This window comes from Paenibacillus sp. 32O-W (genome assembly GCF_007679495.1).
Lineage (GTDB): Bacteria > Bacillota > Bacilli > Paenibacillales > NBRC-103111 > Paenibacillus_L > Paenibacillus_L residui.
Genome location: NZ_VEGP01000004.1, coordinates 118,092 through 130,743, shown reverse-complemented (window position 1 = coordinate 130,743; position 12,652 = coordinate 118,092). Strand labels below are relative to the sequence as shown.

Genomic DNA, 12,652 nt, shown 5'->3' with positions numbered 1-12,652 from the left:
TGAATATATCCCTATCCTATCGGAAATTTCCACCTGTTCAATGATTGAGTTATACGCTATCATGTTTAAAAGCTTCTATCTTTTTACTGCTATAACAACGTGCAATAGGAAATCTTCAGACAAAGGAGGTAATCCAGTTGAGTTATTTGCCTGATAACCAACGCTACTCAACCATGATTTATAACCGCTGCGGCCAATCGGGGTTGAAGCTGCCCGCCATTTCACTTGGACTGTGGCATAATTTCGGGGGCACCGATGTCTACGAAAATTCGAGGGCCATGATTCGCAAAGCCTTCGATCTTGGAATTACCCATTTCGATCTGGCTAACAATTACGGGCCGCCGCCGGGATCTGCGGAGGAAACCTTCGGCAGAGTGCTTAAATCCGATCTCCGGGCTTATCGGGACGAGATGATTATCTCTACCAAAGCAGGCTTTTATATGTGGCCGGGACCGTATGGGGAGTGGGGCTCCAAGAAAAACATGGTGGCGAGTCTGGACCAGAGCCTGAAGAGAATGGGGCTCGATTACGTGGATATATACTATCATCACAGGCCCGACCCCGATACACCGCTCGAAGAAACGATGGCCGCCCTGGATTTAATCGTCCGCCAAGGGAAGGCACTGTACATAGGAATTTCGAATTACCGGGAAGAGCGGGCTCGCGAAGCCATCCGCATTCTGAAGCAGTTAGGCACCCCGCTCCTTATACATCAAGCCTCCTACTCTATGTTTAACCGATGGATTGAGGACGGATTGCAGGATATTCTGCAGGATGGAGGGGCCGGCTGCATCGCCTTCTGCCCGTTGGCGCAGGGACTGCTGACCAACAAATATTTGAAAGGAATTCCGGCCGATTCCCGTGCGGCTAAGGAAGGCTCGTTCCTTAAAGAAAAAGACGTGACAGAGGAGAAAATCGCTAAAGTCCGTCTCTTGGCCGAATTGGCCGCTGAACGCGGGCAATCCCTGGCCCAGATGTCTTTGGCCTGGGTGCTGCGTGAAGGAAAAGTGACCTCGGCCCTAATCGGCGCCAGCCGTGTCAGTCAAATAGAAGAGAATGCCGCCGCCATTCAGAATCTGGACTTCAGTTCGGAGGAATTGACGCGAATCGACGATATTCTAAAAAGCTGAGCCTGTCAAAAAACTTTACATTTTTGCATCGAATTTCCGGTTCGGTGCATTTTTTTATGCGTTGACAAGTGAATATCATCAAAAGTTGAGAATGATCTAAAATCGTGCACTCCCTTTACGAAACTTGATTTATAAATTCTGTTGCGACAACAAATTAACTCTACTAAAAAAACAGACAAATGATATAATTAAAGTGGATTGAAATTAACAGGATTAGGGAGGGATGGGATAACGATCCACCAGAAGACGGTAATTATGTAAACGCTTTAACAGAAAGGATGATAGAATGTGAAAATGAAGAAGTTGGCCTCTATTCTGCTGATTTTAGTGTTCCTGGCTTCGCTCGTCACCACCGCGGGAGCCTCCGAAAACGGCACTCCCTCTGCAGCAGCACCACTCTCTGGTGAAGGCCGGGGAAAGGAAGTTACGATTAAAGTAATGTCCTACAACATCCGTCATGGAGTCGGGATGGATCAGGTGCTTGATTTGGACCGGATAGCGAATGAAATCAGAGCATCGGGAGCCGATATAATCGGGCTTCAAGAAGTGGATCGTCATTATTCGGCCAGAAGCAATTTTGAAGATCAAGCCAAGAAACTTGCCGAGTCTCTGGGAATGCATTATATCTATGGCGCGAATCTGGACAGGGACCCGCTGGAGCCGGGAGGAAAGCGCAGGCAATATGGAACGGCGGTTCTGAGCAGATACCCTATCATCCATTCCGAGAATCATCTGTTAAGCAGCTTCGGCCAGGAACAGCGTGGTTTACTGGAAGCAACCATCAACGTTAAGGGCAATCATATTCAGTTCTACAGCACCCATCTGGGATTGACGACGGAACAGCGTCTCGCGCAAATCGACGAAATCTTGGCGATTACAAGCCAATATGATCGGACAACTATTATTACCGGAGACTTTAATGCCCTCCCGGTAAGCGAAGAGATTCGATTGATGAAGACTTTATTTAAAGACGGTTTCGAAGATCAAGGGGACGCCTTTACCTTTCCGGCGGACAAGCCCAGATCAAGAATAGATTATATCTTTGTATCGGAAAATGTTGAATTGACCCATCCGGAAGTCCTCTCTACGTTGGCATCCGACCATTTGCCGATTGTCGGTGAAATTACATTAAAGAGAGAGGCTCCCTATAATAATGGCAGATAGCGGCAGTGCGGCTTAGCGAAGATACGCACCCTTCATTAACTCTTTAACCGAAAGACCGGGCCTCCTTGCAGGATGGAAGTCCGGTCTTCATGCATACATACGGTCGGCAGGCTGAAGCTGTCATTGGATGGCCGACTTTCTACTTCTCGTAGTCTATCTTGTCTTTTTGAATATCATTAGCTTCCCATAGATTCCGAACGTCACTGTCATAAGAATCCTTTTGCAACCCTTTCACCAGCGCTACACATAACAGACCGAGGAATACGAAGGCCACAAGCATGATCATGATGAATAGGACCATCCTGCCTACACCCCTTTCCCATAGAAGGTTCTACTCTAATTCTATGAGCGGGAATGCCAAATGATCCGTATAAAATGTACAGCCATACACTAACCTGCTTATGGAACGGTTCCTTGCTTGAAGCCGCCGTTAATCAAGAATTTATTTCAGTCGGAGTTGGCGGATTGCTAGATGTAGAATTATTAACCCACTCCGTCAGCCACCACTCGCGCGCATGAGAATAATCCTGATGATCCCGCGGATCGGGCTCTGTCATAATAAACGTGCCCCACCAGAAAATTCCCGAGCCGTAAACGTCGGCTCCTTCGGCGATCGCTTGTTTGAGGCCTCTGGCTGCATGATAAATATTCTCGATAGACGGATCGTGATAGATGACAAACTCGCCGTATTCCGGCGCATCGGGATCCGTTTCGAGATAACCTTTCGTCTCGTACGCCGGCATAATCGGTGAGAATTGACAATCCGGGTTGCTGCTTGCCGCAATCGCATTACTGTAGCGCAGCGCTGTGTTCTTCCACAATTCTTCATATTCTTCCGCCGTCTGAGTCACCGTCGGTTTCCAACTGTCCGGCCCAATGCCCCAGCTCTTTGCTTTGATTCGGATCCAAGGTTCCATCCTCTCGCAAAAATCCGATATTCGCAAATTGGTATTCGATATAATACTGTTTGAGCTGATTCACATACTCCCTGATTAGACTATCGGTTTGCGGGAGATAAAACCAATCTTCGGGAAGATAAGCATGATTGTGAATATATACCGCTTCCTCCTGAGGGGGTTGGTTCGGATCACCGGGTGTTGTCGGATATGCGGCAATATCATCGAAGAACACATATCCGGGTCCGGGGTTTTTGTACAGGTATACCATAATCGCTGTAGTTCCGGGAACCGCCGTGAAAGAAATTTCCCTATATTCGTAATCGCTCGCCGTATAATGAAGTTCTTTGGCGCCGCCGGCAATGGGGCCGTTATCTCCCAGGCTTTTTATACCCAGTATGCCTACCTCCCCTGCCGAAGCTTTACCCCAACCGCCAATTTTGAAGGTATCGTTCGGTTTGGCTTCAATATACCAGGCCATTCCGCCTTCACTGCCCGCATCCCCGAGACCGATTTGCAGCGCTCTCATGTGGGATGCTCCATCTTCAACAACGGTTGTCGCTCCCCAATCCTCCCAGCCTTCTTTATAGGCTTCGAAACCTCCATTCCATATTAAATTTTCGTTCACCCCATCGGCATTCACTCTGTCATCCGGAGATGCCATCCCCAATATAAGGGCAGCGGCCATAGCTAACGTCAATAGCCGCCTCATCAAATGTTGCATCAGTATTTCCCCTCTCCTTGATAGTAAGATGTTCCTCAAGAGCTGCGCAAGAAAACGCCTTCAACATCCGACTGACTATCTGTCTCTTCCAGAAGTCGGGTCCACTCAATTACGAAGTGCTGAATCAACTAATCGTATCCTTAACTTCAGTGCATCAGGACTTTACCTGCGTCAGAGAATAGTCTGCCGAACGCACAAAAAGCCGCTCCCCATAAGAACGGCCTCTTTTTACTAAATATTATTTTCGTACCAGCTTCAGAAATTCCCGCATAAATCCCGGCAAATCAGGCCAAGCATGGCCGGACACGATATTATCATCCACATGAAGGGTTTCTGTCGTATAGGTGGCGCCCAAGCTTTCAACATCATACCGGCAAGCGGAATATGCCGTCATCGTCCGATTGCTGAAAATTCGCTTGTCTTCAAGCACACTGAGAACCAAAGCCGCGTGACAGATCACTCCTACCGGCTTGTTTGCGGCAAAGAAGTGGCCGACTATGGATGGAATATGTTTGTCCATCCGGATATACTCCGGCGCCCGTCCTCCGGGAATAATGAGCCCGTCGTATTCCTCCGGATTGACCTGATCGAAGGAAACATGCGATTCCAGCAAATATCCTTGCTTCTCGGTATAAGTGTCCCAACCTACGAAATCGTGAACGACGGTGTGGAGAACCTTCTTGGTAGGGGAAGCAATCACGGCTTCATACCCTTCTTCCAACAGTCGGTAGTAAGGATAATAGACCTCCAAGGACTCAGCGGCGTCTCCGGTGATGATCAGAATCTTTTTAGACATCGAATCACTCCTTCTTGGCTTATTGCCTCTATTTTCCTCTATTACAAGGCCAATGTAAAGCAGTTTTAGTTCCGCTTGTTCAGATGAAAAGCAATGCGGGACTTCAATTCGCTTTTTTCATTTCGAGGTACGAGGCTTAATAATTGACGGTTACTTCGAAGCAATTTTGTACTCCCTGTCACTGCTCTACTTCAGGATGACGGCGCAAACCTTGCCCGGTCCATGAATACCTATGGTCAAGTCATTCTCAATATCCGCACTCCGGCTCGGGCCGGTAATCAGATTGATGGAAGAGGGCAGGCCTTGCATGCCGGGGTGCTTTTCCTTAATTCCGGCGAAGGCTTCTCCCATCCGTGATACCAGTTGATCTGCATGGAATATCGCAAATAGAATACCCGTCAGCAAACTGACCGACCGACCGCTGCCTCCGTGGGAAAGCAGCACTAGTGTGCCCGAATTGGCCACCGCGTATTCCGGCCATACGAGGCCCAACTGGCACTGCTCCGTCCTGCGAAGCAGCTCGCTTCTCTGCAGCCAGTTAGGGCCCGCTGCATGCGGGGCCGGCTCCCAGCCATCCGCTGTCTCCGTGGAAAGGCCCTCCTTCCAGGGCACTACCCCGATGCCTTTCTCGTTCAGCCACTCATCCAATTGCAGCTCCTGGATTCGGGGATGCTCCCAGCGTGATACTTTGGCTACTCTATGCTCCTCCAGCACCTCGGCCAAACATTGCCGGATTCCGCTGTGAGCTTCTGATTGGGGCACTACCCATACTTTCCCCGTTAAGGCTGTCCAGTTACGGATGAAGAGCTCCAGCCTTTCTTCGCGACTAAGCTGCAGCTCCCGATAAAATTCGGGAGCCCCCTTATGAATATGCTGAGGAGCCTCTGTCATCGGTACAGAACGGCCAAGCCGTTCTGCAATATGACGCATAAACTCGTCTCTTCCCGTCATCGTTCCTGCTCTGGTCATTAGTATGTCCCCCTCTCGCCCTTGCCATTATGGCTTTGATCCTGTTCCGCGGCCTGCCCTTTCTTCCTGTCCGAGCTCTTCAGCTCGTTCTGCAGCGTCTGCCATCTATCCCTGAAAGACAGCCTGGGTTTCATTGGAAAGAACCGGGATTTCGTCCATCCGGCCAGCGGTCCGGGGCCGCGGCGAATCATGCCGTTCTGTCCGAAAGGCTTTTGCAAATAATAAGCGGCTTTAGTCGCCATCCGGTACACTTTCACATTTCCGAACGCGGTTTGAAACGTTCGGAAGGCCAGCCTTTCCGGCAAAGAAGTCATCTTAAGCCTAACCTTGCGATAGCGCAGATGAACGAGCATGTCATGCAGCGGGATTTTGACCGGACAAGCTTCATAGCATGCTCCGCACAGGCTGGAAGCATAGGCTAACTGCCCCGCCTCCTTCATATCCTGCTTCAGCAGAGGAGTTAACACCGCGCCAATCGGACCGCTGTATACCGATCCGTACGTGTGTCCTCCGATATGCCGGTAAACCGGACATACATTGAGACAGGCCGCACAGCGGATACAATGGAGTACCTCCTGGAAGATAGGGTCTCCTAACTGCGCCGACCGCCCGTTATCCAGGACGATAACGTGAAGCTCCTCCGGACCGTCCAGATCCTCCGCGCCTCTCGGCCCCGTCAACAAGGATGTGTAAACGGTCAGCTTCTGTCCGGTGGCGCTCCGTGCCAGCAGGTTAAGCACGACCTCCAAATCCTCGAACGTTGGCACGAGCCGTTCCATACCCATAATGACGACATGGACCTTCGGTATCGTCGAGACCATTCGCCCATTGCCCTCGTTGGATACGAGAGTAATCGAGCCGGACTCTGCAACCCCGAAGTTGCAGCCCGTGAGACCAATCCCGGCTTCAAGAAAATATTGCCGCAGCTTTTGTCTCGCATAAGCGGCGAGAGTGGACGTCTCCGGCGCCATCTGTTCCCCGGAATCTTCCGTGAATAAATCGGCGATTTGTTCCTTGTTTTTATGGATGGCCGGAATAATCAAGTGAGAAGGCGTCTCTTTGGCCAACTGGAGAATATACTCGCCCAAGTCTGTTTCAATGGCCTCGATCCCTTCCTCATTGAGATGCCGGTTCAGATGGATTTCCTCAGACACCATGGACTTGCCTTTAGCTACAAGCTTCGTATTATGCCGTTTGGCAATATCCAAGAAGGTATTAACCGCCTCTCCGGCTTCCCGGCAGAAGTGAACATGACCGCCGGCCTTAACGACGTTTTCCGCAAACTGGTTTAAATAAAAATCCAGATGACGGATAGTATGCTCCCGGATGGCCCTTCCCCGTTCCCGCCACTCCTCCCAGCTGCCGAAATCCTCCATTGCCTGAAGACGACCGCTGCGCAGCTTGTCGGTGGTGAAAGCAACCGCTTTGCGCAAGAACGGGTTATTCAATGCCTCCTCCGTTCTTCTCTTAAGACCGGAGCCAATCGGCTCCTCCTGCATCATCTCCGCTTGATTTCCGTGCCCGCTCATTTACGCTTCACTCCTTCCTCCAGCAATTCGGCCAAATGCATGACCCGGACGGGCTTGCCCTCTTTCTGCAAGCGTCCACCAATATTCATTAAACAGCCCATATCGGTTCCGACCAGCACCTCCGCTTGCGTTGAGCAGACATTGGCCGCCTTCTCGCAAACCATCGCTTCCGACATGTCCGCCATCTTGACCGCGAAGGTACCGCCGAATCCGCAGCAATCCTCCTTGTAGGGGAGATCTGCATATTCCAAGCCTCGAACATGCTTTAGCAGTTCAATCGGCTCATTCCTTACACCAAGCAATCTCATCGCATGGCAGGACGGATGATAAGTTACTTTGGCCGGAAATTCCGCCTCCAGATCCGTAACGCCCAGAACATGGACCAAAAACTGTGAAAACTCGTATGTTTTCTTTGCAAGCGCTTCCGCTTTAGCCAGCCATTCAGGCTCTTCCTGAAACAGATAAGGGTAAAAATGATGAATCATTCCCGTGCAGGAGCCCGACGGGGAAACGACATAATCGCTCTTCTCAAAAGCCCGGATCATCGATCGGGCGACTTCCCTCGTTTCCTCCTGATAACCGCTGTTAAAGGCCGGCTGTCCGCAGCAGGTCTGGCCCTCGGGAAAATCCACTTCACAGCCGTACCGGTTCAGCAAGCGGACAACGCTTTCACCGACCTGGGGATAGAGCTGATCAGCCAAACAAGTTATAAATAACGATACTCTCATCAGCAGGGACTCCTTCTGTTTAAAATGATATGACCGAAAAATAGCTATCTGGTTATCAGGTTATCAGATAAGTTGGAATTTTTAAAGTCTTTTTTTAAAGAAAAAAGATCCGTCCCCTAAAATCAAGGCTTCAGGTGGCGGATCAGCACTTGCTCGACATGGTAAAGATGAATTCTCATTTTTTCCTGGGCGAGACCGGGGTCCTTCTTCTTTACCGCTTCGAAGATATCTTTATGCTCCATCCATAAGCGGCGGGAAGCGGGAGTTTTCGAATACAGCTCCAGTCTTCGCGTACCCCGGATCGCCATCTCGACCTGGGAGGATATGGTCTCCAAGAGACGCACCATAATCGAATTATGCGTTGCCCGGGCGAGCGTCATATGAAATTGCAGGTCGTACTTCTCGCCTTCCTCTTCATTTCCGATATTCTTCTCCATAGCCGACAGAATGGACTCGAAGGCTTGCAAATCTTCTTCCGTTCGTTTCGACGCAGCCAATCCCGCATTGGAGATTTCTAGGGATTGCCGGGCCTCCAGCAGCTCGAGCACCGTCTTCCTGCTCAACAGGAGCGACTCCAGATCCGGCATCGATAAATCTTCGGATTCCAGACTGCGCACATAGCTTCCTTCCCCCTGCCGGATATCAACCAATCCCATAGCTTTCAATGCGCTCAGCGCTTCCCGCACCGTGGATCTTCCGACCTGATAACTTTCAGACAATTCTCGCGTCGAGGGAAGCTTGGTGCCCGGAGGAAGCCCGCCGTCGATAATTTGTTTTTTGATTTGCTCGGCAATTTCCTCATATATTTTACGATGGGCAATTTTACTGATTTCCACTGGGTTCAACTCTTTCGTTCTTTACTCCTACCCCTTCTATTATTGCCGATAGGAAGAAGCTATGCAAGAGAAAGAGCTTCCGCAGTTAGCGGCCGGCCTTCCCTATACAGAATTATGCATGCAGCCGCAGCGCTGCTGGTTTATTCAAACAGACGGGCTTCCGCACCTTTCCTTCCTTCGTCCAGCCCTGGAAGGTTAGCTCCGCTTCTATGCCGGGCTTCAGGTAGACATAATGATGATCTTCGCCCGAGTATTGTTTGGCGGCGGCTTTAACAAACCAGATCCGGTCAGGCATGATTACGTCGGAACCGACCAGCCCGGCAGGCTTGATTTCCCCGTTGTCTGCTTGAACCCCTATCAACCAGCCGGAGCCCCGTTTGCAATATCCGGTCACATATACCTTTTCTGTCCGATAACAGGGTATTTGGCGCCACTCGGGAGATAACCCCGCTATATAAGGGCTGTCTATACGCTTGGCGACTACCCCTGCAGCCGCACCACGTTCAAGCGCAGCTTGAAATAAGGCTCTGCCACAGCCCTCCACATACTTCATCTTGTAAAAATAATCGTTATCCGTGATGGCTTCCTCCAAATGCCTTTTTCTTTCGGCCAAAGGCAGAGGACGCAAGTCTTCTCCACCCCGCTGCAAAATATCAAATACAAAAAAACGCGCCGGTACAAGTCTCTGGGCGTCATAAATCTGCTTCCGCTTATTCAATCGGATTCTTTCCTTAGCCAGAGCCGGCTCCAGCTTCCCTGTCGCAGGATCTATAAAGGCCGCTTCCCCGTCGAGCACAACATCCTCGTTCACCGGAACCCGCACAAGCTCGGGATAGCGGTGTGTGATTTCATGCCCGTGACGGGTGAATAGCCGCGTTATCCCGTTCTGATGCACCAGCAGCACCCGGTGGCCTTCCACCTTCGGCTCGAATAAATAGGCCGGATCATCGAACGGCTTATCTTGTCGTATCGGAATCATAGGTTCATAAATCATAATAGATCACCAATGCCATTGTAACATGTCTTGCTCCCCCATAACTCAGGGAAAAACAGGGTAGGCTGCTGCCAGATCAAGCGCCCGCTTGCTCCAAAACATAAGAAAAAACCGGCCGTTCACGGATTAAACGGTGAACGAACCGGTTAAAATACTATACACAATATATACGATCGAGATTATTTCCAAGGAAGAAGCTTCCGCTCCACCCACTGCAGGCTGCGGTTAAAAATAACTCCTAGCAGAGAAAGAATAACCACACCCACCATTAGTTTGGTGGTCAACATCAGATTCCCGTAATGGTTAATCATCGATCCCAACCCTTGCTGAGCCGCTATCATCTCCGCAGCCACCAACAGCAGCAGAGAGGTACCGGCGGACAGCTTCAATCCGGCGAAGATCATCGGCAGAGAGCCCGGGAGAATCACTTTTCGAATGACGTTAAAGTGATTGGAGCCGAAGGTTACCGCTGCCTTGATCAGAATAGGGTCGACGTTCTTGACCCCGGAGAAAGTATTGATCACTACCGGGAAGAATACGCCCAGTGCGATAATCGATACCTTAGGCAGCTCGCCGATTCCGAACCACAGAATGATCAGCGGCAGAAGAGCAATCTTCGGAATCGGATAAATCGAGTAGACGACCGGCGAAATAATGGCGTCCGCCCATTTGGAGAAGCCGAGCAGCAGCCCGACCGTAATTCCGATAATCGAGCCGATCGCATACCCGGTCCCGATTCGAAACATGCTGGCCAGCAGATTTTTGTGAAGATCACCGCTCGTCAACAGCTCCCAGCCTGCCATGACGATGGCGGACGGAGCCGGAAGAGCTACCGGCGAGACGAGCCCTAGCTGGCAGATGATCTCCCACAGAACAAGCAAGCCTACTACACCGATTGCAGAAGCGTATGCAGGGATTTTCTGATCGAGGAAGGCTACACGGTTTTTAATATATTGTCTGGATTCCTGCTTCATCGCTCCCTACCCCTCCTTCAACGCTTCCTGGGCATCATGGCGGATCAATTGCCAGATCTGATCGGCATAATGCTCGAACCGGTTCCGGTGTTGCTCCTGATCCCTGCCCATTTTCGGCAAGTCGATATGAATGATTTCTTTAATTCTGCCCGGATGCCTCGAGAGAACGACAACACGGTCTGCAAGATAGACCGCTTCCTGAATGTTATGCGTGACATACAGTGTGCTTAGCTTCGTCCGGTTCCAGATCGTCAGCAGCTCCTCCTGCATGAGCGTACGGGTCTGGGCATCCAGTGCGGAGAAGGGCTCGTCCATCAGCAGCAGATCGGGCTCGATGGCAAGCGCCCGGGCGATTCCTGCCCGCTGCTTCATTCCTCCCGAGAGCTGCTTCGGATAGGCGGACTCGAATCCGGTCAAACCGACCATATCGATGTAATGCCGGCCCTTCTCCTGCTGCTCCTTCTTGCTGACCCCTCTCTCCTCAAGGCCGTATATAACATTCTCATACACCGTCCGCCAAGGCAGAAGGGCTATTTCCTGAAATACTATGCCAAGGCTCGGCTCTTTATTGTTCTCTATCCCTTCGAAATAGACGGAACCCGAGCTTGGAGACAGCAGACCCCCGACAATGTTCAGGAGCGTTGATTTCCCGCAGCCGCTGGGGCCGACGAGGACAACAAATTCCTGCTTTTCGATCGCAAAATTAATATTTTGCAGTGCGATTACTTCTTTCTTCTTGGAGTCTATAAATTTCTTCTCCACATTCTCGATCACGACTCTCATTGCGGTCACTTCCCTAATTCTTTTAACGCTTGCTCCAGCATCTCCGTATTAACGATCGTACTGGAATCTACCTTCTTTTCGATCAGCTTTTCCTTGGCATACCAATCGATTTGCGTCTGAATATCTTCGGCAAGCAGTCTGCCGTCCGGATCCATATACGGAAGTCCTGCTTTAATGTTCTCTTCCGGCTGGTCCGTATACTTCGCAATAATGCTGACTACTTCATCATAATTTTCGCCCGGCACGATTTTGCCATCCTGCTGCACCAATACCGCATCGTAATAGTAGCGGGTAGCCTTGGCATAAGCCTTCAGAAAACGTACAGCCGCATCTTTATCCTCGGCAAACTTCGGAGAGTAGAAGATTCCGGAGGTTTGGTAAGGAATCTCGTCTCCGACCTGGGCAACTACTCTCCCATAACCGTCTTTAAGTACGGCGGAAATATTCGGCTCATTCAGCAGCACGGCATCTACCTGCTTGCTCTTCAAGCTGTCCATTAATCCTTTAATGCTGTTAAGCGGAGTCAGTTCAATGTCTTCAAGTGTAAGGCCATGATTTTCCAGCATTCTGCCGATCATATAATGATAGGTAGAACCGGTTTGGGTAATACCTACTTTCTTGCCTTTCAAATCAGCGATGCCGGCAATAGGAGAATCGCTGGATACCAACAGAGCGGAGGAAGAATAGCCTTTCTCTTCTCTACCTTTATCGGCTACGATCGTCAGCTTCTGACCGCCCGCAATCATATTATACAAACTTGCGGTAATTCCCGTTGCACCGATGTCTACGCTTCCGGAAGCCGTAGCGACCGCGATCGGCTGTGCCGCATCAAACCATTTTAACGAGGCATCGATATTTTCCTCTTTGAAGAACCCCTTCTCCACTGCAATAAATAAAGGTGCGGAACTGGTCAGCTTCAATAATCCGATACTAACCGATACCGGAGCCGCTTCCTTCTCCTGCCCGCCAGGGGACGGCGTCGGCTGAACTTCCTCTTTCTTTCCGCAGCCCGCAAGAACGACGGTTAATACGAGAGCCACCAGCATAAATACAATTGTCCCTTTTTTCATTCTGACTTTTCCTCCAATTTTTCTATGTGTTTATATAGGACCAAATACACTGTATTCGA

Annotated in this window: 14 protein-coding genes; 2 read left to right on the top strand and 12 right to left on the bottom strand. The window is 50.3% G+C overall.

Annotation, left to right across the window (positions count from 1 at the left end):
- The first annotated feature begins 137 nt into the window (after positions 1-137).
- On the top strand, positions 138-1,130 hold the full coding sequence (gene mgrA, locus FS806_RS02885; protein ID WP_144932987.1) for an L-glyceraldehyde 3-phosphate reductase: 993 nt from the start codon (positions 138-140) through the stop codon (positions 1,128-1,130).
- Between the two features lie 294 nt (positions 1,131-1,424).
- Entirely contained in the window at positions 1,425-2,294 is an 870-nt protein-coding gene (locus tag FS806_RS02880; RefSeq protein ID WP_144933029.1) for an endonuclease/exonuclease/phosphatase family protein, read from the top strand.
- 139 nt (positions 2,295-2,433) lie between these two features.
- On the opposite strand, the gene FS806_RS25610 is transcribed toward FS806_RS02880, so the two are convergent.
- The 12 genes from FS806_RS25610 to FS806_RS02825 all read right to left on the bottom strand — a co-directional run bounded on the left by FS806_RS25610 (position 2,434) and on the right by FS806_RS02825 (position 12,593).
- Positions 2,434-2,595 (bottom strand): hypothetical protein, encoded by a 162-nt coding sequence (locus FS806_RS25610; protein ID WP_186328178.1) that lies wholly within the window; start codon positions 2,593-2,595, stop codon positions 2,434-2,436.
- 133 nt (positions 2,596-2,728) lie between these two features.
- Positions 2,729-3,145, bottom strand: coding sequence for a hypothetical protein (locus FS806_RS02875; protein ID WP_144932985.1), 417 nt, complete (start codon positions 3,143-3,145; stop codon positions 2,729-2,731).
- Entirely contained in the window at positions 3,120-3,914 is a 795-nt protein-coding gene (locus FS806_RS02870; RefSeq protein ID WP_144932983.1) for a hypothetical protein, read from the bottom strand. Before FS806_RS02870 ends, FS806_RS02875 begins: the two co-directional genes overlap by 26 nt.
- Before the next feature lie 238 nt (positions 3,915-4,152).
- On the bottom strand, positions 4,153-4,710 hold the full coding sequence (locus FS806_RS02865) for a DJ-1/PfpI family protein (RefSeq protein ID WP_144932981.1): 558 nt from the start codon (positions 4,708-4,710) through the stop codon (positions 4,153-4,155).
- 186 nt (positions 4,711-4,896) lie between these two features.
- On the bottom strand, positions 4,897-5,679 hold the full coding sequence (locus FS806_RS02860) for a LutC/YkgG family protein (protein WP_144932979.1): 783 nt from the start codon (positions 5,677-5,679) through the stop codon (positions 4,897-4,899).
- Positions 5,679-7,208 carry a LutB/LldF family L-lactate oxidation iron-sulfur protein gene (locus tag FS806_RS02855; protein WP_144932977.1) on the bottom strand — a complete coding sequence of 510 codons (1,530 nt, stop codon included), beginning with the start codon at positions 7,206-7,208 and terminating at the stop codon, positions 5,679-5,681. The genes FS806_RS02860 and FS806_RS02855 overlap by 1 nt, the downstream gene beginning before the upstream one ends.
- Positions 7,205-7,936 carry a (Fe-S)-binding protein gene (locus tag FS806_RS02850; RefSeq protein ID WP_144932975.1) on the bottom strand — a complete coding sequence of 244 codons (732 nt, stop codon included), beginning with the start codon at positions 7,934-7,936 and terminating at the stop codon, positions 7,205-7,207. Before FS806_RS02850 ends, FS806_RS02855 begins: the two co-directional genes overlap by 4 nt.
- Positions 7,937-8,058: 122 nt before the next feature.
- Positions 8,059-8,772 carry a FadR/GntR family transcriptional regulator gene (locus tag FS806_RS02845; protein WP_144932973.1) on the bottom strand — a complete coding sequence of 238 codons (714 nt, stop codon included), beginning with the start codon at positions 8,770-8,772 and terminating at the stop codon, positions 8,059-8,061.
- Between the two features lie 112 nt (positions 8,773-8,884).
- Positions 8,885-9,766 carry an ATP-dependent DNA ligase gene (locus FS806_RS02840; protein ID WP_144932971.1) on the bottom strand — a complete coding sequence of 294 codons (882 nt, stop codon included), beginning with the start codon at positions 9,764-9,766 and terminating at the stop codon, positions 8,885-8,887.
- Positions 9,767-9,945: 179 nt separating this feature from the next.
- Positions 9,946-10,740 carry an ABC transporter permease gene (locus FS806_RS02835; RefSeq protein ID WP_144932969.1) on the bottom strand — a complete coding sequence of 265 codons (795 nt, stop codon included), beginning with the start codon at positions 10,738-10,740 and terminating at the stop codon, positions 9,946-9,948.
- A 6-nt stretch (positions 10,741-10,746) separates the two neighbouring features.
- Positions 10,747-11,523: an ABC transporter ATP-binding protein gene (locus tag FS806_RS02830; RefSeq protein ID WP_144932967.1), complete on the bottom strand. Its 777-nt coding sequence runs from the start codon at positions 11,521-11,523 to the stop codon at positions 10,747-10,749.
- Between the two features lie 5 nt (positions 11,524-11,528).
- Complete coding sequence (locus FS806_RS02825) at positions 11,529-12,593, bottom strand: ABC transporter substrate-binding protein (protein WP_144932965.1); 1,065 nt, start codon at positions 12,591-12,593, stop codon at positions 11,529-11,531.
- Positions 12,594-12,652 lie beyond the last annotated feature (59 nt).